A 25,086-nucleotide genomic window follows, 5' to 3' on the forward strand; every position below is an offset into this window, starting at 1 on the left:
ACCCAAGCTCACCCGATATCCGTCGCGGAAATCTTGATGCCGAATCCTTCGAGACCGACATAATGGCGTTCGCGCGTGGTCATCAGCTTGATCGAGCTGATGCCGAGGTCTTTGAGGATTTGCGCGCCGAGACCGATTTCCAGCCATTCGTTTTCCCGCGAGCGGGCCTGGGCGTGTGCCTCGTCCGGGTCGCGCGCCTTGCGCCGCCCCGCAACCTGGCCGACGCCGACGGAGCCTTCACGCAGATAGACGATGACGCCGCGGCCTTCCTCGGCGATCTTCTGCATGTAGTGCCGCACCGGCTGGCGGTCGCCGAACACGTCGTCAGCGACGTTTTCCGGGTGCAGGCGCACGGGAATGTCGACACCGTCCCTGATGTCGCCGAAAATCACCGCCATGTGCTGCATCCGGTCCCAGGGAAGGGAATAGGTCTGCGCTCTTGCCGGGCCGAAGGGCGTTTCGATGGTGAAGGAGGATTCCATCTCCACCAGCGTTTCCTTGCGCTGGCGGTAGGCGATGAGATCGGCAACCGACACCTGCTTGAGCTGATGTTTTTCCGCAAAGGCAGTGACCTGCGGTCCACGCGTCACGGTGCCGTCGTCATTGACGAGTTCGCAGATGACACCGATCGGCGGCAGGCCTGCCAGCTTGCAGAGGTCGACGGCGGCTTCCGTATGTCCCGAGCGCATCAGGACGCCGCCCTCACGGGCAATCAGCGGGAAAATGTGTCCGGGCCGGGTAAAATCGGCGGCTCCGACATTGGGATTGGCGAGATTGCGCACCGTCAGCGTGCGGTCATCGGCGGAAATGCCCGTTGTGGTGCCGTGCTTGAAATCGACGCTGACGGTGAAGGCCGTGGTATGGGCGCTGTCATTTTCGGCCACCATGGCATTGAGGTTCAGGCGCTTGGCTTCTTCGCGCGGCATGGGGGCGCAGACGATGCCTGACGTGTGGCGCACGATGAAAGCCATCTTTTCTGCCGTGCAGTGGACCGCTGAAATGATCAGATCGCCCTCGTTCTCACGGTCATCATCATCGGTCACGACAACGATTTCACCGGCTTCGAAAGCGCGGATGGCATCGACAACGCGTTTCTGGTCATAGGCCATGGCGGAAATACCTCACTTCAACCGGCCGGTCTGGCCGCGATCCCTCAGATAATGGTCGGCAACGGTGCAGGCCACCATCGCTTCGCCGATCGGCACGGCACGAATGCCGACGCAGGGGTCGTGGCGTCCCTTGGTGCGCACGTCGACATTGTTGCCATCGGCATCGATCGACTGGCGCTCGGTCAGGATTGACGAGGTCGGCTTGATGGCAAAGCGCGCGATGACGGGCTCGCCGGTCGCAATGCCACCCAGAATGCCGCCGGCATGATTGGAGAGGAAGATCGGCCTGCCGTCATTGCCCATGCGCATTTCATCGGCATTCTCCTCGCCGGAAAGCTCGGCGGAGGCGAAACCCTCACCGATCTCCACGCCCTTGACGGCGTTGATCGACATCAGGCTGGAGGCAATATCCTGGTCAAGCTTGGCGTAGATCGGTGCGCCGATACCCGCCGGAACGCCTTCGGCGATCACTTCGACAACGGCGCCAATGGACGAACCGGCCTTGCGGATGCCGTCGAGATATTCTTCCCAGACGGGCACCATGGCGGCATCAGGGCAGAAGAACGGGTTCTGATCGACCTGATCCCAATCCCAGTTGTCGCGGTTGATCCTGTGTTTGCCGATCTGCACCAGCGCGCCGCGCACGTTGAGGCTGGGTACCACCTTTCGCGCGATTGCGCCGGCAGCGACACGCGCCGCCGTCTCGCGCGCGGAGGAGCGACCACCGCCGCGATAATCGCGAATGCCATATTTCAGGTCATAGGTGAAATCCGCATGTCCGGGGCGGAAACGCCTGGCGATCTCGCCATAATCCTTGGAGCGCTGGTCGGTATTTTCGATCAGCATGGAAATCGGCGTGCCTGTTGTCGTCATCGTCTCGCCGTCCTCATCCAGCATGACGCCGGAAAGGACCTTGACGATATCGTCCTCGCGCCGCTGGGTGACGAAGCGGCTCTGGCCCGGCTTGCGCTTGTCCATCCAGTGCTGCACCTCCGCAAGGGTAAACCGGATGCCGGGCGGGCAACCATCCACCACGCAGCCAAGTGCCGGCCCGTGGCTTTCTCCCCAGGTGGTAACGCGGAAAAGATGACCGAAACTGTTATGCGACATAATTCTCAAACCGGAAAACGGGGCGCCTGTGGACAGCGCCGTTTAAAACAAGCGGATTTGTCTTAGTGGAAAATCCGGGCAAGGCAAAAGCCTTTCTTTCATCGCAAACGCGATAAGAAGGTGACGTACCGTCCACGACTTGCGAAAGGACGAAAAACGACAGTCCCGCCATGGGCGACGGAAAGTGATTCGACCGGATCGACGGTTTTTTGAGATGACGAAATTGTAAAAGAGCCGGGGTTTTCCACCCTAAACCCGAGTTTTCCAATATTGCCGGAAAATGCGGTGTAAAAATCACTAACGGCTTGAACAGGATTTGAAATCCGTTCATCAATTGGGCCGAAAATGTCATGGTTGCGGGCAATTTCCGCCACATTCGAAAGGCAATTCTTCATGCATGTAAGGTTTTCACGCAAATCCACGAAAGCTAGATCGATGCGTATGATGATTGCCGCCCTTCTGGCCACCGCCAACCTCCTGATGCCGATCAACGGCTTCGCCCAGAGCGTCGACGTGGAAGGCACGATCAGCAAGATCGACGCGAACGGTCTGAGTATCACGCTGAACGACGGCAAGACCTATCGTGTGCCGGAAGAATTCAATTTCGAAGGTCTGAAAGCGGGCGTGAAGGTCGTTGTCTTCTACACGGAAGTGGATGGGAAACGTGTGGTCGACGATCTGCAGGTTGTGGAGTAAGCAGCCGCCTACCAAGTCAAAACCTCCTTTGTGAAACGAGCGGGTGCCACCTGTTTCTTCTCCCCGACGGGGAGAAGTCCGCGGCAGCGGGATGAGGGAGCAAGCTTTCCGAAATCCGGCAACGTTGCCCCCTCATCCGACCCTTCGGGCCACCTTCTCCCCGGGAGAGAGAAGAAACAAGCTGCGACGTCCTGCCAATCATAGGAAAGCTGCCAGCCCCTAGGAAATCCACTCGACGCTGTTCCTGTCGATCTCGACCTTCAAAATCTGGTCCTGCGGGATTTGCGTCCGCGACGCCTCATCCTTGTCCATGCCTGAAACAAGTCTGAAAATCGAGCGGATGACGCCGCCATGGCAGACGCAGACGGTCGGCCGCTCCACGGAGGAGAGCCATGCGCCGATGCGCCAGGAGAGGATTTCATAGCTTTCGGCATCCTGGCCGGGGGGAATGAAATCCCACTTGTTGGCCTTGCGCGCCTTCACCCGGTCCGGAAATTCCTTCTTGAGCTCGGGCAACGTCTGCCCTTCCCAGTCACCGAAGGAAACTTCGATGAGGCGGTCGTCGGTGCGATAGGCCTTGGGATCGAGCCCCATCGCGCCGCGCATCAGTTCCATTGTCTCGCGCGTACGCCCGAGCGGGCTTGCTACATAATCGAAATCCGCGGCCTGATCCCCCAGGAGGCGGGCGAGAAGCAGACCATTGCCGACCGCCTGCTGGCGGCCGAAATCATTGAGCGGAATGTCTTTCTGGCCCTGAAGCCGGCGTATCGCATTCCAGTCCGTTTGTCCGTGCCGGATCACATAGACGAGCAAGGCGATACCCCAGTTTCAAGCATTCCCGGTTGTCGTCAGTCCTTCACCACCGAAATGTCAGGCGCATCCACCGCCTTCATGCCGATGGTGTGGTAACCGGAATCGACATGGTGGATTTCGCCGGTCACGCCGGTCGAAAGGTCGGAGAGCAGGTAAAGCGCCGACTTGCCGACTTCCTCGATCGAAACGGTGCGCTTCAGCGGCGCATTATATTCGTTCCACTTGAGAATGTAACGGAAGTCGCCGATGCCGGAAGCAGCGAGCGTCTTGATAGGGCCGGCGGAAACGGCATTGACGCGGATGCCGCGATTGCCGAGGTCGACGGCGAGGTAACGCACGCTTGCCTCAAGCGCGGCCTTGGCCACGCCCATGACGTTGTAGTTTGGCATCACCTTTTCGGCGCCGTAATAGGTGAGCGTCACGATCGAACCACCGTCATTCATGACGGGCTCCGCCCGCTTGGCAACGGCGGCCAGCGAGAAGACGGAAATGTCCATGGTGCGGTTGAAATTGTCGCGGCTGGTATCGAGGTAACGGCCGGTCAGCTCATCCTTGTCGGAAAAGGCAATGGCGTGCACGACGAAGTCGATCTTGCCCCAGTGCTTTTCCAGGCTGGCAAAAACCGCATCGATCGTCTCGAGATCGGTCACATCGCAGTGACCGGCCATGAAGGCGCCGAGTTCCTGGGCCAGCGGCTCGACACGCTTCTTCAGCGCATCGCCCTGCCAGGTGAGAGCCACTTCCGCGCCCGCGTCGGCGCAGGCCTTGGCGATGCCCCAAGCGATGGAACGATTATTGGCGACACCCATGATGAGGCCGCGTTTGCCAGCCATGAGGCCGGATGCCTGAGCCATTTTATGCTCCCTAGTACTTTTGATCGGTCCTGCCTATGGCATAGGCTGCAATCCTGTTCAAGATTGCCAAGGATCATCAACTGTTAGGGAACGTAACAAAGGGTGCGTTGTCCCGGTTATTCGCAAAACTTTCACAAATAAAGGCCTTCGCGCATGTGGCGCATCAGGTCCGTCACCTTTTCATCGGGCTTCTCGTGCAGGACGATGCGCAATTCGATGACGAGATCGCCGGAGCCGCCATTGCCGTCGGCAAGACCCTTGCCGGCAATCCTGAGCGCGCGGTCCGAGCCTGACCAGGCTGGAATGGTGATGTTTTCCTCGCCAAGCGGCGTCTTGACCTTTGCTTCGCAGCCCAGAACCGCATCGCTGAGCGAGATCGGCAACGTCGTGTGGATATCGAAGCCACGAAGGGAAAACGCGTCCTCGCGCGCGGTCAGCAATGTCACGGCGAGATCGCCGCGGGCCATGTTCGGAAGCTTCAGCCCCTGTCCTTTCAGCCGCACCACATGTCCGTCGGTCATGCCGGCTTCCAGCTGGAAGCGAACCTCTCGTTCATCGGCAAGCGATACGGTAATCCACTTTTGCTCCAGCAGATCGGCGACCGTGACGATGGCCTCCGCCGTGATATCGGGCGCCTTTTCGGGAGCTGGTTGCGGCGTGCGGAACCGGCGTACTAGAGCGCTGAAGAGATTGGCGGCAAGCGAGACGGGCGCCGCCCTGTCATCGCCAGCGCCGGACTGGGCGGCCTCGCCGGCGGCAGGCGCATCGGCTCTTGCGGCGCTTGCGGCAGCCTTTGCCGCTTCCGCCGCCTGCTGTACCTTGGGATCGTTCTGTGCCTCCGCGCCGAAAATCCGCTCGACGATGTCTTCGGCACTTTCCGTCCTGGCGTCGGTTTTCTGGCCGGTCTGCGTCCGGTTGCGGGCGTCCGCCCGGGCCAGTTCTTCCATCAGCTTTTCGGCCGCCCTGGCGCGCTCAGCCGCCTCGCGCGCGGCCTCCCGCTGCTGCATGATGGTCTGATCGCGCTGCTTTTTTTCTGCAGCCTTGCGGGCCTGATCGTAGAGATCGCGCTTTTTCGGGTCTTTCAGAAGGTCGTAGGCCTGTCCGATCTCGGCGAATCGCGCCGAGGCATCGGGGTCGTCGCGATTGGCGTCCGGATGAACGGTTTTCGCCTTCGTGCGCCAGGCGGCCTTGATTTCCTCGTGGCGGGCGTCACGTTTTACGCCGAGGATCGAATATGGATCGCGCATGCGAAACACCAGTTACGTTGGCTCAGGCGCCTGCCGCCCGTCATGGCGCAATCCTGAAGCTAACCCCTCCGAAAAGGGGTGCCCGCGATCATTCGCCTGCACGCCCTCGGTTTAATCAACGTCGACTGTTGCAATAAGTTGCTAATCACTCCTTTACGGAGCAGGTTCGACGCACCGGGGCCGCGCCTATTCCCCATGGAAGGGTAAACAGATTATTTCTGCTCGAAGCGGGTCATCAACCATTCGCCGGTTTCCGACAGGCAGGCCTGTCCAGAATAAGCTGCCACCCCTTCGAAGGAGTGGCGCGTCGTCTTGAAATCGCGGCAGACGAAACCGCTTGATTTGTCTTCGTGAATGGCGGTCACGACGCCGGCGCTGCCGGTGGCGGCATTCGCCCAGGGCAGCGGCTGGTCGGCAAGTTTGGCGAGATCGGCCGATGTCACCGCATTGCGAATGGTCACATCGTCGGTCTGGGCGCTGCCATTCTGCTGGTTCGGCACGGAGGCAGTGGAAAGCGAGCGGTCAACCTTGTCGCCGCCGAACAGATCGAGGCTGACGCATCCGCTCAGCACCGCAAGCATCGACACGACGGCGGAAACTTCCGCTACCGACGAAAGGAGGCTCTTTGTTCGACTGTTCGACTTTGCTATGACGGTCACCATCTTTCACCAGAGATCATCTCTGGGGTCCAAATCAGCTCGGGAGCATTTTAGTCAATATGTCGGAAACGGGGTTAACATCCAGTGACTTCACGGAAGAAAATGAACCTTTCACGCTTTTTGCCGAATGGCTGAAGGATGCGACGGCTTCCGAGATCAACGATCCGAACGCGGTGGCACTTGCCACCGTGGACGAAAATGGCCTGCCGAATGTGCGCATGGTGCTGCTGAAAGGCGTCGATGACCGCGGCTTCGTGTTCTACACGAATTTCGAAAGCCAGAAGGGCCGGGAGATCCTCGGCCAGAAAAAAGCGGCCATGTGTTTTCACTGGAAGAGCCTGCGACGTCAGGTGCGCCTGCGCGGCGAGGTGGAGATCGTGAGCGACGAGGAGGCGGATGCCTATTACGCCTCCCGGCCGCGCGGCAGCCGCATCGGCGCCTGGGCCTCCAAGCAGTCACGGCCGCTGGAAGGCCGTTTCGCGCTGGAAAAGGCGGTGGCTGAATATACCGCCAAATATGCGATCGGCGATATTCCGCGCCCGTCCCATTGGTCCGGTTTCCGCATTCGCCCCGTCAGCATCGAATTCTGGCATGACCGCAAGTTCCGCCTGCATGACCGCATCGAATTCCGCCGCGACACGCCAGACGGTGCCTGGTCCAAGGTCCGCATGTACCCCTAAGGGCGTCATGCCGCGCCATTGGCGCCTGCCTGTTTAAGCAGCAAATCAAACAGCGCCGGGCCAAGGGTGGCCCGGCAGACGCTCCATCCGCCGTCCATAAGCGCTTTCGAATCGACGCTGCCGGAGAATCGTGATTAGAGTTGGATATCACGAACAAAGGATGAACAAATGCTTCTGTCCATGATGCGCCAGTTCGAGGCTGCCTCGCAGAAATATGCCGATGAAAACGGGATCGCCCGTGATCCCGACTGGTTCATGCTGAAGCTTCAGGAGGAGGTGGGCGAGGTGACGCAGGCCTGGAACCGGCTGACGGGGCGGGGGCGCAGCAGGGGCAGAAGCGAAGAGGAGATGAAGCGTGATCTGGCTGACGAAACCGCCGATCTGCTCGGCCACGTACTGCTGCTGGCGCATCGCAACGGTCTCGATCTCGAAAATTCGATAGAACGCAAGTGGCGCTTCAAGCCGGGGGCCTGACGCTCCGCCGAGGACCATTCGATCCTGCTGCGTCGCGCCTGCGCGATCCGCTAGGAGAACGCGATGACAAAGAACAGGATCGCAAGAGCGGCAGCCACAGGAGCCATGACCAGCTGCTCCGGGCGGCTTTTCGACATGGCGTTCAATCCGATGCTCACCGCCATGTAACAGGCGATGATCCAGATTCCAGGTTCAACCCAGCCAGACGGCCAGATGTCGGCCCAACCCGCCTTTTGTAGCGGGAAGGACGCGAAAAGCGCATAAATGAGCGGTGTCGCTGCGCTGGCTATCCTATGCCGTCCCGGCAATACCGTGTGCGCGCCGCCCCAGGCAAGGCCGCCGAAAGGGGCGCCGGCGGCGAGCGCAATCTGGAACAGGGACAGAACCAGCAGTATCAGCGTTATGAGTGACACGGCGACAGGCACCCCGGTTATGGATACGCCGGCAGAGCCGTTTGCCCAGTAGCGGCGCCCCAGCCCGACATGCGTTTCATCATGACGTCAAATCGCGAAGCACGTATGACGCCGTCTCGCGCCCCCAGCCCGATTTTCATTCCACTCAGGCCTGCGCTTTTTGCAGAAGGTCGGCCACCATATGCAGGTCGCTGGCGACGGCCACGCATTTCTCCCGCATTTCCTCGGTCGGCGGTGCAACGTCAGGCACCATGATCGTCATCATGCCCGCCGATGTCGCCGAGCGTACACCCGAGTAGGAATCCTCCAGGGCAAGACAGCGCCCGGGATCGAGGGACAGTCGTCGCGCGGCTGTCAGATAGGGCATGGGCGCCGGTTTCGGCTCCGTATAGTCGCCGCGCGCGACAATTGTGTCGAAGCGTTTGAGAAGATCGTGGGGCCCAAGATGGCGCGTCACCGAATCGTGCCGCGACGAGGTGGCGATGGCGCGGCGGATATCGAGGCTGTCGAGAAGGTCGAGGATCTCAGTGACGCCCGGCTTCAACGCCACGCCACCAGCCATCATCACGCCAAGATGCCGGAGCCAGGCGTCTCGAAAACTGTCGATGGGAAAATCCGCGCCATAATCAGCAAAAATGGTGCTGGTGATGACGTCCCACGGGCTGCCGCAGACCTTCTGATAGGTCTCCACCCTCATGCCGTGGCCGCCTTCTTCCGAAGCCGCCAGAAATGAATCGCGATAGAGCCGCTCGCTCTCGATCAGCAATCCGTCCATGTCGAAAACCACGGCCCGCGGGAGAAAAGGCAGCATGGCTCAACCGAACCGGAAAGGGCGTTCGCCAAGGCTCTCGAACGGACGGATCAGGTAACCATCGGGATCGGCGACGATGAACTGCCGGTTGCCCACTTCGACCGTGCCGCGCCTGTACCATTTTTCTTCCAGCGGCATGACGAGGTCGATGGAGGATCGCTCCAGCCGGGAAAGAATGGGTTGCAGCGAGGGGACGGCAAGCTGCAGGTTCATGCCGCGGCCAAACGGAAATTCGAGCACGGCATTATCAGTCACGAATGTCCGCGTCGCGCCAATCTGGTCGATCATCAGCTGGGCTTCCCCCAGCGCCAGATAGGTAAAGCCCTCTTCGGGGCGCTCATAGACCACATGAAAACCGATCAGGTCGCAATAAAATGCGCGGCTTTTCTGCCAGTCGCTGACGGCAAGTTCAGGAACGAGGGCATTTCGTATGATGGTCATGGTCTCCTTTGCTACGCAGCCCAGTGTGGGCGTAAGGCCTGCGGTAAGAGTGATCTTACCGTCTTCGCGGCTGCACACCAGAGGAAACCGCATCATGGCAGCCATGTGTGCGGTCATGGGCTGACGAGGCGCCGACAGGCTCAGTGTGGCTGCAACTCTTTCTTCCGTCATTTCGGCCTTGAGCCGGAATCCAGCCAGCCCAAGTCCTTGGGCTGAAAAGAGTCTTCCCGCCGCGCCGACGCGCATCGGCTGGATTCCGGCTCAAGGCCGGAATGACGGGTGTAGGGATGCACCGTTACATCACTTTATCCGCGCTACAGATACGCATTAACAGTCGTTACACGCAGGGTCGGGAGATTTACGCCTTCGTGCCGCCCACGGTGATCTGGTCCATGCGCAGATGCGGCTGGCCGACGCCAACAGGCACCCATTGCCCGGCCTTGCCGCAATTGCCGATGCCGGTATCGAGTTTCGAATCATTGCCGATCATCGAGACGCGCTTCATCGCATCCGGCCCGTTGCCGATCAGCATGGCGCCCTTCACCGGCGCGCCGATCTTGCCGTTTTCGATGAGATAGGCCTCGGTGCAGCCGAACACGAATTTACCCGAGGTGATATCGACCTGGCCGCCGCCGAAGGAGACGGCATAGATGCCCTTCTTGACGGAGGCGATGATCTCTTCCGGCGTCTTGTCGCCCGACAGCATGTAGGTATTGGTCATGCGCGGCATCGGCACATAGGCATAACCCTGACGGCGACCGTTGCCGGTGGGGGTCGCACCCATCAGCCGGGCGTTCTGGCGGTCCTGCATGTAGCCCACCAGCCTGCCGTTCTCGATCAGCACGTTGTAACCGGAAGGGGTGCCTTCATCGTCCACGGTCAGCGAGCCGCGGCGGCTGTCGATAGTGCCGTCGTCCACCACGGTCACGCCGGGCGCGGCGACCATTTCGCCCATTAGGCCGGCGAATGCGGACGTCTTCTTGCGGTTGAAATCGCCTTCCAGACCGTGACCCACGGCCTCATGCAGCATCACACCCGGCCAGCCGGAGCCCAGCACCACATCCATCGTGCCGGCCGGGGCATCGATGGCGGTGAGGTTGACGAGCGCCTGACGCAAAGCCTCATCGGCGCCGCGCTGCCAGTTTTCTTCTGTGATGAAATCGCCGAAACCGACCCGGCCGCCAATGCCATAGGAGCCGCTTTCCTGCCGATCGCCTTCACCCGCCACGACGGAGATGTTGATGCGGGTCATCGGCCTGACGTCACTGACGCGGTGGCCATCGGCGCGCAGAATGTCAACCACCTGCCAGCTTGCGGAAATCGTCGCCGTCACCTGCCGGACATTGGTGTTCTTGTCACGCAGATAGGCATCGATATCGGTGAGAAGCTTCACCTTCTCTTCGAAGCTCGGGCTGCCGATGGGGTTCTCGTCGCCATAGAGCTTCTTGTTGGTGCGCTGCGGTGCGGCGGCATAGGAGCCGGAATAACCTCTCGTCACTGCGCTGACCGCATCCGATGCACGTTTCAGCGCGCTTTGCGAAAGCTCGCCCGCATGGGCGTAACCCACCGTCTCGCCGGCGACCGCCCGCAGGCCGAAACCCTGGTCTGTATTGAAGGAACCGCCCTTGAGCCGGCCATTATCGAAAGTCAGCGACTCGGCCTGCGCATGTTCGATGAAAAGCTCGCCATCGTCAGCGCCGGCGAGGGCCTCGCCGACGAGCTTGCGCAATTGCGTTTCGTCGCAATCGAAGAGTTTTACAAGATCGTCGGTCATAGGAGGCTCCAGTCAATATCGTTCATGACCGATTTAGGCACTGGAGCGGGCGGACGCAAGGCTGTCCGGTACGGCAGGCTTCAAGGAAGCGCGTCGTAACCTTCGGCAAACCCCGTCAGTTCGATCGGAATGCCGACGCGGTCCTGATCGACGGATTCACGCAGTGCAAAAACGGCGTTCTTGCCGGCGCGCAGAACCTTCAGCAACTCGTCGTCAATATCAACTTCCACATAGCAGCCTTCGGAGAAGCAGCGGGTGAAATAGGCGCGGCCGATATTGTTATTGTCGATATAGAGTTCCATGCCGTCCTTCAGAAGCACGCCCAGCGGTGCGAGGATGCGGAGGATGCGCGACTTGCGGTCGGCCGTCTTCAGCACCACCACTGAAAGACCGACTTCCGGGCGGTCGTCGGCAATCACGTTCTGCATCAGGGCGCATTGTTCTTCCGAAGCGCCCGCCGGCTTGTCACAGATGACAGACCATGCGCCATGCGTCGACTTCGGCGTTCCGGGCTGCGGCTGTTGCGCCAGCGCCGCGGCGGCGGGGGCGATGATGGCAAGACCGGCGGCGGCAAGAAAAGTGCGCGCGAGCGGGGAAAGACGCATGGATACCTCTGGGATTCGAATCAGTGCGGCTATTTTGACGCCATAATCCGGAAAAAAAAGCCTCGGGCTTTCAATTCCAGCCGAGTTGGGCGGAAATAGGACCTGTCGGTCCTGATGGCAGCCGGATTTGTTCGCGGCATCGGTCGTCATCCCGCGATCAAACCGGCTGGAAGACGGGGCTTGCCGCATTTTTTCGTCGCGAAATCGTCTTCGGCAGACGAGCCGGCGCACAGGCTGCAGGAAAGTCGCGCGTGGATTGATCAATGGCAAAATTGGGGCGCATCCGTGGCGTGACGCATATTGCGGCAGAGGGCAAACTGTGGTTTGAAGTTATTACCATTAGCATGGATTCTGCGCCTGTGATTGATCTGGATCAGGCGCGTGAGGGAGAGGGTACCGTGAGGAATAGGATTTACGCAGCACTGGCGGGGATGACCTGTCTGCTCACGGCTGTCGGCGCCCACGCCGATCAGCCGGTGCATTGGCAAATGGGCATGCAGGAGGCCGCCACGCCGATCATGCACGAAATACGCTGGTTCGAACAATATACGCTCTGGTTCATTGTTCCGGTTACGCTTTTCGTTCTTGCGCTGCTCATCGTCGTCGTTCTGAAATTCCGCGCCTCGGCCAATCCCGTGCCTTCGAAGACCAGCCACAACACGGCAATCGAAGTGGTCTGGACGCTGGCGCCGGTTCTCATTCTCCTGTTCCTTGCTTTCCCGTCGTTCAATCTTTTGAACGCGCAGCTCACGCAGCCGGAAAACCCCGACGTGACGCTGAAGGCGACCGCCACGCAGTGGCTGTGGAGCTACGAATATACGGCTGCCGAGGGCGCCGAGCCGGTCTCCTTCGACAGCTACATGCTGAAGGATCAGGATCGCGCCGCCGCCGGCAAGGAGGACAAGGCCCGCTATCCGCGTCTTCTCGCAGTAGACAATGAAATGGTTGTCCCGGTCGGCAAGACCGTTCGCCTGCTCGTCACCGCCGCGCCGACGGATGTGATCCATTCCTTCGCCATGCCGGCTTTCGGCGTCAAGATCGACGCTGTTCCGGGCCGCCTGAACGAAACCTGGTTCAAGGCGGAAAAAGAAGGCCTTTATTACGGCCAGTGTTCCGAGCTTTGCGGCAAGGATCACGCCTTCATGCCCATCGCCATTCGGGTGGTTTCCGAACAGCAGTACAACACCTGGCTCGCCGCCGCCGGTTCTGACCTGAACGGCGCGAACCGGGCGCTGATGGCCTCTGTCGATGGCGCTCCGCGCACAGTCGACGTGGCCGCCAACGAAACCAACTGATTCTGGAGTGAGGACAATGGCTGGACCTTCCGCACACGACGATCATCACTCGCATGGTCATTCCGCACATGATGGGCACGCGCATGACGATCATTCGCATGATGCACATCATTCTCATACGCCGGGCTTCTTCGCCCGCTGGTTCCTGTCCACCAACCATAAGGACATCGGCACGCTCTACCTGATCTTTGCGATCATGGCCGGCATCGTCGGCGGCGGGCTTTCCGTCGTCATGCGCATGGAACTGCAGGAGCCGGGCATCCAGATTTTCCACGGTCTGGCCTCCATGGTCTACGGCTTTGAGGGCGACGCTGCCATCGATGGCGGCAAGCACATGTTCAACGTGTTCACCACCGCACACGCCCTGATCATGATCTTCTTCATGGTCATGCCGGCGCTGATCGGCGGTTTCGCCAACTGGATGATCCCGATCATGATCGGTGCGCCGGACATGGCTTTCCCGCGCCTGAACAACATCTCCTTCTGGCTGATCGTTCCGGCCTTCATCCTCCTCATTCTGTCACTCTTCGTCGAAGGGCCGGCGGGTGCTTATGGTGTCGGCGGCGGGTGGACCATGTATCCGCCTCTGTCGACAAACGGCATGCCCGGACCGGCCGTGGATCTGGCGATCTTTGCGCTGCACGTTTCGGGCGCGTCGTCGATCCTCGGTGCGATCAACTTCATCACCACCATCCTCAACATGCGCGCCCCGGGCATGACGCTGCACAAGATGCCACTTTTCGCCTGGTCGGTGCTCGTCACTGCGTTCCTGCTGCTGCTTTCGCTGCCGGTTCTGGCGGGCGGCATCACCATGCTTCTGACGGACCGCAATTTCGGCACGGCATTTTTCTCGCCGGAAGGCGGCGGTGACCCGATCCTCTATCAGCACCTGTTCTGGTTCTTCGGCCATCCGGAAGTGTACATCCTGATCCTGCCCGGCTTCGGCATCATCAGCCACATCGTGTCCACCTTCTCGAAGAAGCCCGTCTTCGGTTATCTCGGCATGGCTTACGCCATGGTTGCGATCGGCGCGGTCGGCTTCATCGTCTGGGCGCACCACATGTACACGGTTGGCCTGTCGCTGGAAGCACAACGCTACTTCGTCTTCGCAACCATGGTCATCGCGGTGCCGACAGGCATCAAGATTTTCTCGTGGATCGCGACGATGTGGGGCGGCTCGCTGACCTTCTCGACACCAATGGTCTGGGCAATCGGCTTCATCTTCCTGTTCACGGTCGGTGGCGTTACGGGCGTCCAGCTCGCCAATGCCGGTCTCGACCGCTCGCTGCACGATACCTATTACGTGGTGGCCCATTTCCACTACGTTCTGTCGCTCGGCGCCGTCTTTGCGATCTTCGCCGGCTGGTATTACTGGTTCCCGAAGATTTCCGGCTACATGTACAGCGAGTTCATCGGAAAACTGCATTTCTGGGTCATGTTCGTCGGTGTGAACCTGATCTTCTTCCCGCAGCACTTCCTCGGCCTTGCCGGCATGCCGCGCCGTTACATCGATTATCCAGATGCCTATGCCGGCTGGAACCTGGTGTCGTCCTACGGGTCCTATATCTCGGCCGTCGGCGTGCTGATCTTCCTTTTCGGTGTCTGGGAAGCTTTCGCCAAGAAGCGGATCGCCGGCAACAATCCCTGGGGTGAAGGCGCGACGACGCTCGAATGGCAGCTGTCTTCCCCGCCGCCGTACCACCAGTGGGAACAGCTTCCGCGCATTCGCTGATGCACGGATCGGGACGCGCGGTAAGGCTCGCGGGTCCCGAGCGCTGAGAAAGAGGGCGGCACGGTCAGGCCCGTGCCGTTTTCCTGAACGGGCTGCCTTTACTGCCGCGTGACATTTTGTCCAAGCGATGCTTGCCTTCCAGCGTGATACATGCGCCGGGATATGATAAATGCCAGTTTTGGCCTTTATGAATGGCAAGCGCAGACGAATGGCGGCAAGACACGGCGTAAGGCCGGGCAGATGGCATCGGTTGAACCGGCTGCCGGTCAGGCCGTGACGTTCGGGACCCATGGATCGACGCATCGCGCATTCCGGAACTCTCACTCGTGTTTCCGGCCGATGCAGGGAATGTCGCGACAGGCGGCGTTCGAAGGAAGCAGGACAGGAAATGACCGTTATCGACAATCGCGAAATGCTGGGCGCGGAAAGCTCCGAACTCTCGGAAGCCGGCGCGCGCGATTATTTCGAATTGCTGAAACCGCGCGTCATGTCGCTCGTGGTCTTCACGGCCTTTGCGGGCCTCGTGCTGGCGCCGGGTGAAATCAACCCGATACTCGGCATCATCGCTATTCTCTGCATCGCCGTCGGCGCGGGCGCGTCCGGTGCGCTCAACATGTGGTACGATGCCGATATCGATGCCGTCATGAGCCGCACCGCCAGGCGACCGATCCCGTCCGGCCGTATCACCCCGCGCGAGGCGCTGGCCTTTGGCCTGACGCTGTCGGCCTTCTCGGTAGTCATTCTCGGCCTTGCGATCAACTGGTTCTCGGCCGGTCTTCTGGCCTTCACCATCTTCTTTTATGCTGTCATCTATACGATGTGGCTGAAACGCTCGACGCCGCAGAACATCGTGATCGGCGGCGCGGCAGGCGCTTTCCCGCCCATGCTTGGCTGGGCCTGCGTCACCGGCGGCGTTTCGCTGGACAGCATCATCCTGTTCCTCATCATCTTCCTGTGGACGCCTGCGCATTTCTGGGCGCTGGCCCTGTTCAAGATGCGTGATTATGGCGCCGTTGGCATTCCGATGATGCCGAATGTTGCTGGCGAGCGCTCCACCAAGAACCAGATGATCTGTTATGCGGTGTTGACCACAGCCGCAGCCGTCGCGCCTTATTTCACTGGTCTGGCAAGCGCCGGTTACGGTATTTTCGCGGCAGTGCTGAGCGCCATCTTCGTATACTGTTCGCTCGATGTCCGGCGCATGCCGGAGGGTGACGAAAAGATGTTGCCGGCCAAGAAAATGTTCGCTTATTCGGTGCTTTACCTTTTTGCGATTTTCTCCGGCCTTCTGGCCGATCATTTCGCGCCGGCCCTGAAGGCCGTCATGTCGGGAGTCCTGTGATGGAAACGGTGGAACTGAGCGCGGCGCAGAAAAAATCGAGACGCGGGCGCAATATTGCGCTCGGCGTCCTGCTCGCCGGTCTGGTGGTGCTATTCTACATCATCACCATCATCAAGATCGGTTCGCACTGACGGGCTGATCGAGGGGGAAGGAGGAGGATATGGCGAATATGGAAGCGCAGACAACGGGGACCGAGCGGCAACGGGTGAGCAATCGCTCCATCCTCGTGCTCTGTCTGGTGTTTTTCTGCGCCATGATCGGCATGGCCTACGCCGCCGTGCCGCTTTATACGCTGTTCTGCCGTGTCACCGGTTACAACGGCACGACCCAGCGCGTCGAGCAATATTCCGATGTGATCCTCGACAAGACCATCAACGTCACCTTTGACGCCAATACGTCGAACGGCCTCAACTGGGATTTCCAGCCGGTCGACAGGAAGGTCACGCCGAAGATCGGCGAAACGGTGCAGGTGACCTTCAAGGCGACGAACCGTTCACCGGTGGCGACCACGGGCACGGCGGTCTTCAACGTCACGCCCATGGAAGCCGGCGCCTATTTCAACAAGGTGGAGTGCTTCTGCTTCACCGAAACGACGCTGCAGCCCGGCGAAACGCTGGAAATGCCGGTGGTGTTCTTCGTCGATCCTGACATCGCCACGGCGCGCGAGACCAAGAGCATTCATACTTTAACGCTGTCCTATACGTTTTATCCGGCCAAAACCGAAAAACCGGTTGCGTCCTTGCCGGTAAAAACCGAATCTGGCGAAAGCAAATTGTGAGAGGAGATCCGGCCTTTGCCGAGGCCGGATCAGGGAAGAGACACCAGGGGATTGTCGCAATGGCAGACACGCATCAGAAGAACCACGATTACCACATTATCGATCCAAGCCCCTGGCCGCTTCTGGCCTCGATCGGCGCTTTCATCCTGACTTTCGGTGGCGTTTGTTACATGCGTTACCTGTCGGGGGGCTCCTTCAAGCTGTTCGGCGCGGAACTCGCCAATCCCTGGCTGTTCTATATCGGTCTCGTCATCGTGCTCTACACCATGTATGCGTGGTGGGCGGATACGATCAAGGAAGGCCGCGAAGGCAATCACACCCGCGTCGTTTCGCTGCATCTGCGTTACGGCATGATCATGTTCATCGCCTCAGAGGTGATGTTCTTCGTCGCATGGTTCTGGGCATATTTCGATGCCAGCCTCTTCCCCCATGAAGCTATTCAGGCGTCGCGTCTCGAATATACCGGCGGACAATGGCCGCCCAAGGGCATCGAAGTCATCGATCCATGGCATCTGCCGCTCTACAACACCGTCATCCTGCTGCTGTCGGGCACCTGTGTCACCTGGGCGCATCATGCTCTGCTGCACAATGACCGCAAGGGCCTGATATCGGGTCTGGTGCTCACCGTTGCGCTTGGCGTGCTGTTCTCCACCGTGCAGGTTTACGAATACATGCACGCCCCGTTCGACTTCAAGAATTCGATCTACGGCGCGACCTTCTTCATGGCCACCGGTTTCCACGGTTTCCACGTCTTCGTGGGCACGGTGTTCCTGCTGGTCTGCCTGTTCCGCGCCATTGCCGGGGGGTTCACGCCCACGCAGCATTTCGGTTTCGAAGCCGCTGCCTGGTACTGGCACTTCGTTGACGTCGTCTGGCTGTTCCTGTTCTTCGCCATCTATATCTGGGGTGGCTGGGGCGCGCCAATTCACGGCTAATAGGGCCAAGGGGCCAAAGCAAGGCATCCGGTGGAGCGAGCGGGTGCAATCGTTTCTTCTCCCCGCCGGGGAGAAGTCCGCGGCAGCGGGATGAGGGGGCTCCGGTAGAGATATCCGGAGAGCTAGCCCCCTCATCCGACCCTTCGGGCCACCTTCTCCCCGGCGGGGAGAAGAAGACGCGACGCGATCGAGCAAGAAACAAGTGCCCGGGTTTTGAGGCAGGTTTCCAAGAGATCGACGTCACCCTCGGACTTTGGCCGACTTTGCGGGAGGTTTCACCATGTCAGAGCCATCAGGCAGCAAGTTCGCCCCGGTCGACCCGATCAAGGTGGGCTTGAAGGGCTGCTGCCCTCGCTGCGGCAACGGGCGCCTTTTCGATGGTTTTCTGACGGTAAAACCCGCCTGCAGCGCATGCGGACTGGATTACGGTTTTGCCGATGCGGGTGATGGCCCGGCGGTTTTCGTCATGCTGATCGTCGGTTTTCTGGTTGTCGGGCTGGCGCTCTGGTTCGATCAGCATTTTGCGCCGCCCGTCTGGGTGCATGTCATCTTGTGGTTGCCATTCACGGTGATTGTCTCCCTCGTGCTGCTGCGCAAGCTGAAGGGCATCATGATTGCGCTGCAATACCGCAACAATGCAAGCGAAGGCAGGCTTGACCGTGAATGACGTGTCCCACATGAAGGCGGCGGAAAGGCGGGTCTGGTTCGCTGCGCCGCTGGTTCTGCTGGCGCTTGCCATTCTTCTCGGGCTCGGCACCTGGCAGGTAAAGCGGCTTTACTGGAAAGAGGCGCTTCTCGCCGATATAGAAGAACGGCGAAACGCTGCCCCCGCCACGGTTGCCGAAATAGAGGCGATTGCCAAAAGCGGTGGCGATATCGAGTATCGCAAGGTCAGTCTGTCCGGTACCTTCGATCACGCCCGCGAGCGGCATTTCTTCGCCACCCACCAAGGCAGAACCGGCTATTACATCTATACGCCGCTGACGCTTGCCGATGGTCGCGTCCTCTTCGTCAATCGCGGTTTTGTGCCCTTTGAGATGAAGGATCCGGCCAAGCGATCCGAGGGGCAGGTGACGGGCGAGGTGACGATTACGGGGCTGGCGCGTGCGCCGCTTGTCGCCAAGCCTTCCTCGCTGTTGCCGGACAACGATATCGCCAAGAACATATTCTACTGGAAGGATCTGGCGGCCATGGCCTCCAGTGCGGATATTCCGCCGGACCGGCTGGTCAAGCTTTTCGTGGATGCCGATGCCGCGCCCAATCCCGGCGGCTGGCCGCAGGGCGGGGTGACGCTGATAGATTTGCCCAATAATCACCTGCAATATGCGATAACGTGGTATGGTCTGGCTGCAGCCCTTGTCATCGTCGCCGGTTTTGCCTATTTCCGGAACCACAAGGCGCGCGATGAATAGTGCGCCTGCCGCCCGGCAGGGCTGGCCATCGGCAGGGCACGGAGCACGCCTAAGGAGCTGGAATGAACATCGCCGTTTCCAAACCCCCTTTGACGATAAGGCTGTGCGGACCGCGTGGCTTTTGCGCGGGCGTGGACCGGGCGATCCAGATCGTCGTGCTGGCGCTGAAGGCCTATGGCGCGCCCGTTTATGTTCGCCACGAAATCGTGCATAACCGCTATGTGGTGGAAGGGCTGGAAGCCAAGGGTGCGGTCTTCGTCGAGGAACTGCATGAAATTCCGACCGAACATCGCGAGCAGCCGGTGGTTTTCTCGGCGCATGGCGTTCCTAAATCGGTGCCTGAGGATGCGCAGGCGCGCAACCTGTTTTATCTCGATGCCACATGCCCGCTGGTCTCCAAGGTCCACAAGCAGGCCATGCGCCACCAGCGCCTCGGCCGCCATGTGGTGCTGATCGGCCATGCCGGTCATCCAGAGGTCATCGGCACCATGGGCCAGCTTCCCGAAGGCACCGTCTCACTCATCGAAACGGTGGAGGATGCCGACCGTTATGAGCCGCTGGACCGCGAAAATCTCGGCTTTGTCACCCAGACGACGCTGTCGGTCGATGACACCGCAGGCGTGATCGCCAGGCTGCAGGAACGCTTCCCGGCCATTCAGGCGCCCGCCGCCGACAGCATCTGTTACGCGACCACCAACCGTCAGGATGCGGTGAAACAGGCAGCGCCCGGCTGCGACCTGTTTATCGTCGTCGGCGCCCCCAATTCTTCCAATTCCAAGCGGCTGGTGGAAGTGGCCCTGCGTGCGGGTGCGAAGCGCTCTGTCCTGGTGCAGCGGGCCTCTGAAATCGACTGGAATGAAATCGGCGATATCCGCACCGTCGGTCTCTCGGCCGGTGCATCCGCTCCTGAAGTCATCGTCGATGAAATCATCGAAGCCTTCAAGGCGCGTTTCGACACCACGCTCGATCTCGCCGTGACGGTTGAGGAAACGGAACATTTCCTCGTCAATCGCGAGTTGCGCAGCATCGAGCTGACGACGGATGATATGGCTTTCGTCAACGGCAATGCCAGCAACGCGCTGCCGCCTAAGGCTGCAGCCGGCGCCTGACATGGTTTGGCGGGAAGGGTGGTATTCGCCCCGCGCCGCTCTGCCGGATTTCCACTCCATCCTTCATCAAGAGATTTAAAATTGGCAGTTTATACTGATATCACCGAAGATGATCTGAGGAATTTCCTCACGCAGTACGACGTCGGCAGCCTCACTTCATACAAGGGAATTGCCGAAGGCGTCGAAAACTCCAATTTCCTGCTGCATACCACCAAGGACCCGTTGATCCTGACGCTTTATGAAAAGCGTGTGGAAAAATCCGATCTGCCTTTCTTCCTCGGCCTCATGCAGCATCTGGCCGCCAAGGGCCTGTCCTGCCCCTTACCACTACCGCGCAAGGATGGCGAGTTGCTGGGAGAGCTGTCGGGCCGCCCCGCCGCGCTTATCTCCTTCCTTGAAGGAATGTGGCTGAGAAAGCCGGAGGCGAAACATTGCCGCGAAGTCGGCAAGGCGCTGGCCGCCATGCATCTGGCGGGCGAAGGCTTCGAGATCAAGCGGCCGAACGCGCTCTCCGTTGAGGGCTGGAAGGTGCTGTGGGAGAAATCCGAAGACCGCACGGACGAGGTGGAGAAGGGGCTGAAGGAGGAGATTCGCCCCGAGATCGATTATCTCGCGGCGCATTGGCCGAAGGACCTGCCGGCCGGTGTCATCCATGCGGATTTGTTTCAGGACAATGTGTTCTTCCTCGGCGACGAACTCTCCGGTCTGATCGACTTTTATTTCGCCTGCAACGATCTGCTCGCTTATGATGTGTCGATCTGCCTCAATGCCTGGTGCTTTGAAAAGGATGGCGCTTACAATGTCACCAAGGGCAAGGCGTTGCTGGAAGGTTACCAGTCCGTGCGGCCGCTCAGTGAAGCGGAGCTGGAAGCCCTGCCGCTTCTGGCGCGCGGTTCGGCTCTGCGCTTCTTCCTGACGCGGCTTTACGACTGGCTGACAACGCCGGAGGGCGCGCTGGTGGTGAAAAAAGACCCGCTGGAATATCTGCGCAAGCTGCGGTTCCACCGTTCCATCGCCACTGTCGCCGAATACGGGCTGGCCGGCGAATGAAGCATGTCGATATTTTCACCGATGGCGCCTGCTCCGGCAATCCGGGTCCGGGAGGCTGGGGTGCGGTGCTGCGTTACGGCGAGGTGGAGAAGGAACTCTGCGGCGGCGAGGCCGAGACCACTAACAACCGCATGGAACTGATGGCGGCGATTTCCGCACTCAATGCGCTCAAGGCCCCCTGCGAAGTCGATCTTTACACCGACAGCGCCTATGTGAAGGACGGCATCACCAAGTGGATTTTCGGCTGGAAAAAGAAGGGCTGGAAGACAGCCGATAACAAGCCGGTCAAGAATGTCGAGCTGTGGCAGGCACTGGAAGTGGCGCGCGAGCGCCACAAGGTTACCTTGCACTGGGTGAAGGGCCATGCCGGCCATCCGGAAAACGAGCGCGCCGATGAATTGGCGCGAAAAGGCATGGAGCCTTTCAAACGGCGGTAATGCAAGACTGCTCTATTTTCCGCCGGACAAAATCCGAGCCGGCACGCCCCCATCCGGGGTTGTGAAAACCGAAACCCGACCTATCTTGTCGTCAAGGGGTGCTCCGGTGGTGCCCAACGGAGGAGAAAAATCCGGATGATCCTGCACTGTGTCTTTCTACGCTTCAAGGCCGCGACGGCCGCTTCTGAAAAACATGCAATTTTCGAGGCGATCGCCGCCCTGAAAGACGTGATACCCGGCATCGTCGATGTGAAATACGGACAGAACGTTTCACCCGAAGGGCTGAATGGCGGTTTTGTCGATGGCTTCATCGTGACGCTTGAAAGCCCGGAAGCCCGGGACGAATATCTTGCCCACCCCAGGCATATGGAGGTGGGGGAGCGCCTCGTGTCACTCACCGATGGCGGTCTTGCGGGGCTTCTGGTCTTTGATATGAATGTTTGAGAAGGCGGCTCCCCGCCGCTCTCTTCCCTCATGCTCGGGCCCGCCCCAAAAGATCTGCAGCATTTCGTTTTTGGTGAAATGATTGGATCCCCGGGACAAGCCCGAGGATTTATGGCTCGGCCTGTGGCCAAACATTTGGCCTTAAAGCTGCTCGATCATCGCCGCAGCGGCAGAGACCGTCGCCTGACCGGGGTTCTCTTCCACGTTGAGTGACTTCACGACGCCGTCTTCCACCAGCATCGAATAACGCTTGGAACGCACGCCGAGGCCGCCGGCGGAGAGGTCGGCATCAAGGCCGAGCGCCTTGGTGAAGGAGGCATCCCAGTCGGCGAGGAAGTGGATTTTGCCCTGACCGCCCGAAGATTGCGCCCATGCGCCCATTACATGCCAGTCGTTGACGGCAACGACTGCGATATCGTCAACGCCTTTGGCCAGAATAGTGTCGCGGTTTTCAAGATAACCCGGCAGGTGGTTCAGCGAGCAGGTGGGGGTGAAAGCGCCGGGAACGGCAAAGAGAACAACCTTCTTCCCGCCGAAAAGCGCGTCCGTGGTGGTTTCCACCGGGCCATCGGCCGTCTTTTCCTTGAAGGTTGCGGAAGGCAGTTTATCGCCGATCTTGATGGTCATGTCCGTGCTCCTATGGCCGTTCGGTTCGCGCGACTATAGAGTTTGCCAGGGAAAAGTGGAACCCGGTTTTCCCTGGAAGACAAACGAAAACAAGCTGTCCGGATACTGGCAGGTTCGCAACGAATCCAACGGTATCAGGAGCACGGAAATGAAATCCGCCATGCGGTTTCGGTGGATTCCACCGCGGAGCCACCGTTCAGGGCTTCGGGAAATTCAGCATCGTCTCCATGGCCCGGTCGCCCGATTTGACCAGAATGGGCCAGCTGTTGCCCTGCACCTGATAGGTTTTCGGCAGGCCCTTGATGTTCATGTAGAAGGAGAGCTTGCGCTTGTCGCGTACGAGGTTCTGCGGCTCGTAATAGGCAAAACCCGAGGGGCCGGCGATGAAGATTTCGGTCTCCTTCGGCGCGTTTTCCGGAAGCTGCAGCTGCACGCCGAGCATGGTCTTGTCGGGCGTGATGTGGAAATCGATCACCTTGAAATCGTCGGATGCCGCTTCGGGCAGTGTTTCGCGCGCCTCTTCGAGAAGGCGGCGCTCCTCGCTGTCATCATCACCAGCCGTGCCCCGGTCGATGGAGAACTTCGCCTCGAAGGGGATACAGATATTCTGGCAGACGCCGATGAATGCGGTGAGGTCGATCTTCCCGCCAGCTGCCGGATCGGTAACCTTCAGCTGAAAGGGAAGGCTGACGGCGTGGTCATAACCGATATCGGTTATATCGCCGTTTTCGATCAACTTCGGAACCGGATAGGCCATGGCGGTCAGCATCGCACCGCTGGTCGGATCAGGCGTGATCTGCGGCGGTATGCCTGCTTCTCCGGGTTCGCGCCAATAGGTTATCCAGCCGTCCTTCGGCTCGATCTGCAATACGCCGCGCACCACGCCGTTTGTATCCACGGCAAGGCTCGCGACGCGCATCTGGCCGCCCTCGCTTCTGGCCCAGTCGGTAATGTCGGCCCGGGCGGCTTGCATGCCGCCGAGGAGGGCGGCAAAAGCAGCCGCGAGGTGAAGATGTGAAAATCGAAAGAATAACCTGACGCTCATGCTTCCCGTCTAACCCAACATCGACCGGCGGACCAGTTACGAATTCGTGGGGTTCATCATTTTCGGTTGATTGATCGGGCGGTATGCCGCATCCTGTCCTTTGTCGAAGTGCGAACGCCGTTTTCCGTTAAACGACGGAATTCGGCCTGCTGGAGGCGCCTGTGAGCTTTTCAACCCTGATGGACAAGCGCGAACGTGGCTTTCTCGACGGCCAGTTCCTCATTGCGATGCCGGGGCTGGACGACGGCAATTTTGCCCGTGCGGTGATCTATATCTGCGCCCACTCGGACGCCGGGGCCATGGGTTTCATCATCAACCGGCCGCAGCAGATTACCTTCACGGACATACTGCTCCACCTGAAACTGGTGGACAGCAACGACGCCATCATGCTGCCCAACCGCACCCGTGAGTTCCCGATCCAGTGCGGCGGCCCGGTGGAATCCGGCCGCGGTTTCGTTCTGCATTCGGATGACTATTTAAGCGAATCCAGCATTCCCGTCAGCGATGACATTTCGCTGACCGCAACGCTGGATATCGTCCGCGCCATTTCCAACGGCCGCGGCCCGCAAAGGGCCACCATGATGCTCGGTTATGCCGGCTGGGGGCCAGGACAACTGGAAAACGAGATCGCCAATAATGGCTGGCTGAACTGCCCGGCTGCGGAGGAGCTGATTTTCGACCGCGGGTTGGACAATAAATACGAGCGGGCGCTCGCCCTGATGGGCGTTGATGCACGCATGCTCTCCACAGATGCGGGGCATGCCTGAGCCTCATCTTCCCGCTCGTTTTGGCTGGAACCATTCTTCTCCCTTTGGCGTTACTTACCCGGAAAGCCGCACAGACAGTACGGTTCAACTAGGGAGCAGTAATATGGGTAGCACATCTGACAAGGTCGCCGGTAAAGCCAATGAAGTTGCTGGTAAGGTGAAGAAGAACGTCGGCGAAGCGACCGGCAATAATGAATTGCGCGCCAAGGGTGCCGCCCAGGAAACCAAGGGCAAGGTACAGTCCTCCGTCGGCAAGGCGAAGGATGCCGTAAAGGGCGCCGTCGACCGCATGTAATATCGCCGTATTGATTGCGCCTCTCTGATGATGGGGCGCGCGGAGCGCATGTGTTCAAGAGCACATGCGCTCTTGTCGTCTGAGCGCCGGAACGCTCTTCCTGTTGCGCCGTTCATGCCGTCGTCCGAGATT

General features: G+C 59.8%; 31 protein-coding genes. 17 read left to right on the plus strand and 14 right to left on the minus strand.

Translation table 11 applies throughout. The annotated features are described in order from the left end of the window. Positions 1-8: 8 nt before the first annotated feature. The 3 genes from ribB to K7A42_RS05900 all read right to left on the minus strand — a co-directional run bounded on the left by ribB (position 9) and on the right by K7A42_RS05900 (position 2,641). Positions 9-1,109 (minus strand): 3,4-dihydroxy-2-butanone-4-phosphate synthase, encoded by a 1,101-nt coding sequence (gene ribB / locus K7A42_RS05890; RefSeq protein WP_004440341.1) that lies wholly within the window; start codon positions 1,107-1,109, stop codon positions 9-11. Positions 1,110-1,121: 12 nt separating this feature from the next. Beyond that, entirely contained in the window at positions 1,122-2,219 is a 1,098-nt protein-coding gene (gene aroC / locus K7A42_RS05895) for a chorismate synthase (protein ID WP_004440343.1), read from the minus strand. A gap of 98 nt (positions 2,220-2,317) precedes the next feature. Next, positions 2,318-2,641 carry a hypothetical protein gene (locus K7A42_RS05900; RefSeq protein ID WP_282454965.1) on the minus strand — a complete coding sequence of 108 codons (324 nt, stop codon included), beginning with the start codon at positions 2,639-2,641 and terminating at the stop codon, positions 2,318-2,320. A gap of 13 nt (positions 2,642-2,654) precedes the next feature. Here K7A42_RS05900 and K7A42_RS05905 point away from each other — a divergent pair, with 13 nt between their 5' ends. Further along, positions 2,655-2,915, plus strand: coding sequence for a DUF1344 domain-containing protein (locus tag K7A42_RS05905; protein ID WP_006699882.1), 261 nt, complete (start codon positions 2,655-2,657; stop codon positions 2,913-2,915). A 219-nt stretch (positions 2,916-3,134) separates the two neighbouring features. On the opposite strand, the gene K7A42_RS05910 is transcribed toward K7A42_RS05905, so the two are convergent. The 4 genes from K7A42_RS05910 to K7A42_RS05925 form a co-directional block, all read right to left on the minus strand. After that, positions 3,135-3,728 (minus strand): histidine phosphatase family protein, encoded by a 594-nt coding sequence (locus K7A42_RS05910; protein ID WP_006699881.1) that lies wholly within the window; start codon positions 3,726-3,728, stop codon positions 3,135-3,137. Positions 3,729-3,763: 35 nt separating this feature from the next. Then, entirely contained in the window at positions 3,764-4,582 is an 819-nt protein-coding gene (gene fabI / locus K7A42_RS05915) for an enoyl-ACP reductase FabI (RefSeq protein ID WP_004440350.1), read from the minus strand. Positions 4,583-4,713: 131 nt separating this feature from the next. After that, positions 4,714-5,829, minus strand: coding sequence for a DnaJ C-terminal domain-containing protein (locus K7A42_RS05920; protein ID WP_022555730.1), 1,116 nt, complete (start codon positions 5,827-5,829; stop codon positions 4,714-4,716). Between the two features lie 212 nt (positions 5,830-6,041). Continuing rightward, positions 6,042-6,491 carry an RT0821/Lpp0805 family surface protein gene (locus K7A42_RS05925; protein WP_004440354.1) on the minus strand — a complete coding sequence of 150 codons (450 nt, stop codon included), beginning with the start codon at positions 6,489-6,491 and terminating at the stop codon, positions 6,042-6,044. A 56-nt stretch (positions 6,492-6,547) separates the two neighbouring features. Here K7A42_RS05925 and pdxH point away from each other — a divergent pair, with 56 nt between their 5' ends. Both pdxH and K7A42_RS05935 read left to right on the plus strand, forming a co-directional pair. Further along, positions 6,548-7,168: a pyridoxamine 5'-phosphate oxidase gene (pdxH, locus tag K7A42_RS05930; protein ID WP_006699879.1), complete on the plus strand. Its 621-nt coding sequence runs from the start codon at positions 6,548-6,550 to the stop codon at positions 7,166-7,168. A 168-nt stretch (positions 7,169-7,336) separates the two neighbouring features. Further along, entirely contained in the window at positions 7,337-7,642 is a 306-nt protein-coding gene (locus K7A42_RS05935; protein ID WP_035209412.1) for a MazG nucleotide pyrophosphohydrolase domain-containing protein, read from the plus strand. 50 nt (positions 7,643-7,692) lie between these two features. On the opposite strand, the gene K7A42_RS05940 is transcribed toward K7A42_RS05935, so the two are convergent. The 5 genes from K7A42_RS05940 to K7A42_RS05960 all read right to left on the minus strand — a co-directional run bounded on the left by K7A42_RS05940 (position 7,693) and on the right by K7A42_RS05960 (position 11,686). Further along, complete coding sequence (locus K7A42_RS05940; protein ID WP_282454966.1) at positions 7,693-8,055, minus strand: hypothetical protein; 363 nt, start codon at positions 8,053-8,055, stop codon at positions 7,693-7,695. A 145-nt stretch (positions 8,056-8,200) separates the two neighbouring features. Continuing rightward, a complete protein-coding gene (locus K7A42_RS05945; protein ID WP_282454967.1) occupies positions 8,201-8,866 on the minus strand; it encodes an HAD family hydrolase in 666 nt (221 codons plus the stop codon). Between the two features lie 3 nt (positions 8,867-8,869). Continuing rightward, positions 8,870-9,307: a bleomycin resistance protein gene (locus tag K7A42_RS05950; protein WP_037090785.1), complete on the minus strand. Its 438-nt coding sequence runs from the start codon at positions 9,305-9,307 to the stop codon at positions 8,870-8,872. 358 nt (positions 9,308-9,665) lie between these two features. After that, the gene (gene tldD, locus K7A42_RS05955; protein ID WP_004440360.1) at positions 9,666-11,081 is read right to left on the minus strand and encodes a metalloprotease TldD; all 1,416 of its coding nucleotides are present in this window, start codon (positions 11,079-11,081) and stop codon (positions 9,666-9,668) included. Between the two features lie 80 nt (positions 11,082-11,161). Beyond that, a complete protein-coding gene (locus K7A42_RS05960) occupies positions 11,162-11,686 on the minus strand; it encodes an invasion associated locus B family protein (protein WP_022555736.1) in 525 nt (174 codons plus the stop codon). A 431-nt stretch (positions 11,687-12,117) separates the two neighbouring features. Here K7A42_RS05960 and coxB point away from each other — a divergent pair, with 431 nt between their 5' ends. The 12 genes from coxB to K7A42_RS06020 all read left to right on the plus strand — a co-directional run bounded on the left by coxB (position 12,118) and on the right by K7A42_RS06020 (position 22,220). Continuing rightward, on the plus strand, positions 12,118-12,981 hold the full coding sequence (gene coxB / locus K7A42_RS05965; RefSeq protein ID WP_034496285.1) for a cytochrome c oxidase subunit II: 864 nt from the start codon (positions 12,118-12,120) through the stop codon (positions 12,979-12,981). A 16-nt stretch (positions 12,982-12,997) separates the two neighbouring features. Continuing rightward, entirely contained in the window at positions 12,998-14,713 is a 1,716-nt protein-coding gene (ctaD, locus tag K7A42_RS05970) for a cytochrome c oxidase subunit I (protein WP_004440364.1), read from the plus strand. A 388-nt stretch (positions 14,714-15,101) separates the two neighbouring features. Continuing rightward, a complete protein-coding gene (locus K7A42_RS05975; protein ID WP_077986711.1) occupies positions 15,102-16,055 on the plus strand; it encodes a heme o synthase in 954 nt (317 codons plus the stop codon). Then, the gene (locus tag K7A42_RS05980; RefSeq protein WP_003521105.1) at positions 16,055-16,186 is read left to right on the plus strand and encodes a hypothetical protein; all 132 of its coding nucleotides are present in this window, start codon (positions 16,055-16,057) and stop codon (positions 16,184-16,186) included. The genes K7A42_RS05975 and K7A42_RS05980 overlap by 1 nt, the downstream gene beginning before the upstream one ends. 29 nt (positions 16,187-16,215) lie before the next feature. Continuing rightward, on the plus strand, positions 16,216-16,833 hold the full coding sequence (locus K7A42_RS05985) for a cytochrome c oxidase assembly protein (RefSeq protein ID WP_004440369.1): 618 nt from the start codon (positions 16,216-16,218) through the stop codon (positions 16,831-16,833). Between the two features lie 59 nt (positions 16,834-16,892). Next, on the plus strand, positions 16,893-17,768 hold the full coding sequence (locus K7A42_RS05990) for a cytochrome c oxidase subunit 3 (protein ID WP_004440371.1): 876 nt from the start codon (positions 16,893-16,895) through the stop codon (positions 17,766-17,768). A 280-nt stretch (positions 17,769-18,048) separates the two neighbouring features. Further along, positions 18,049-18,435 (plus strand): DUF983 domain-containing protein, encoded by a 387-nt coding sequence (locus K7A42_RS05995; RefSeq protein WP_004440372.1) that lies wholly within the window; start codon positions 18,049-18,051, stop codon positions 18,433-18,435. Next, positions 18,404-19,180 (plus strand): SURF1 family protein, encoded by a 777-nt coding sequence (locus K7A42_RS06000; RefSeq protein ID WP_376751458.1) that lies wholly within the window; start codon positions 18,404-18,406, stop codon positions 19,178-19,180. Before K7A42_RS05995 ends, K7A42_RS06000 begins: the two co-directional genes overlap by 32 nt. A 62-nt stretch (positions 19,181-19,242) precedes the next feature. After that, complete coding sequence (gene ispH, locus K7A42_RS06005) at positions 19,243-20,289, plus strand: 4-hydroxy-3-methylbut-2-enyl diphosphate reductase (protein ID WP_107341188.1); 1,047 nt, start codon at positions 19,243-19,245, stop codon at positions 20,287-20,289. An 81-nt stretch (positions 20,290-20,370) separates the two neighbouring features. After that, positions 20,371-21,339, plus strand: a complete 969-nt coding sequence (locus K7A42_RS06010) for a homoserine kinase (RefSeq protein WP_282454968.1) — start codon at positions 20,371-20,373, stop codon at positions 21,337-21,339. Further along, the gene (rnhA, locus tag K7A42_RS06015) at positions 21,336-21,776 is read left to right on the plus strand and encodes a ribonuclease HI (protein WP_004440380.1); all 441 of its coding nucleotides are present in this window, start codon (positions 21,336-21,338) and stop codon (positions 21,774-21,776) included. The genes K7A42_RS06010 and rnhA overlap by 4 nt, the downstream gene beginning before the upstream one ends. A gap of 135 nt (positions 21,777-21,911) precedes the next feature. Beyond that, positions 21,912-22,220 carry a Dabb family protein gene (locus tag K7A42_RS06020; RefSeq protein ID WP_022555741.1) on the plus strand — a complete coding sequence of 103 codons (309 nt, stop codon included), beginning with the start codon at positions 21,912-21,914 and terminating at the stop codon, positions 22,218-22,220. Positions 22,221-22,361: 141 nt separating this feature from the next. Here the strand turns inward: K7A42_RS06020 and K7A42_RS06025 are convergent, their stop codons facing one another. Beyond that, the gene (locus tag K7A42_RS06025; RefSeq protein WP_006699978.1) at positions 22,362-22,847 is read right to left on the minus strand and encodes a peroxiredoxin; all 486 of its coding nucleotides are present in this window, start codon (positions 22,845-22,847) and stop codon (positions 22,362-22,364) included. A 196-nt stretch (positions 22,848-23,043) separates the two neighbouring features. Beyond that, the gene (locus K7A42_RS06030) at positions 23,044-23,892 is read right to left on the minus strand and encodes a protein-disulfide reductase DsbD domain-containing protein (RefSeq protein ID WP_006699979.1); all 849 of its coding nucleotides are present in this window, start codon (positions 23,890-23,892) and stop codon (positions 23,044-23,046) included. 161 nt (positions 23,893-24,053) lie between these two features. Between K7A42_RS06030 and K7A42_RS06035 the strand changes: the two genes are divergently transcribed. Together K7A42_RS06035 and K7A42_RS06040 are read left to right on the plus strand one after the other, a co-directional pair. Continuing rightward, positions 24,054-24,659 carry a YqgE/AlgH family protein gene (locus K7A42_RS06035; protein WP_004440387.1) on the plus strand — a complete coding sequence of 202 codons (606 nt, stop codon included), beginning with the start codon at positions 24,054-24,056 and terminating at the stop codon, positions 24,657-24,659. A gap of 103 nt (positions 24,660-24,762) precedes the next feature. Further along, positions 24,763-24,954, plus strand: coding sequence for a CsbD family protein (locus K7A42_RS06040; RefSeq protein ID WP_004440389.1), 192 nt, complete (start codon positions 24,763-24,765; stop codon positions 24,952-24,954). The last annotated feature ends 132 nt before the right edge of the window (positions 24,955-25,086 follow it).

Source organism: Agrobacterium sp. InxBP2 (assembly GCF_026191755.1).
GTDB classification, from domain to species: domain Bacteria; phylum Pseudomonadota; class Alphaproteobacteria; order Rhizobiales; family Rhizobiaceae; genus Agrobacterium; species Agrobacterium pusense.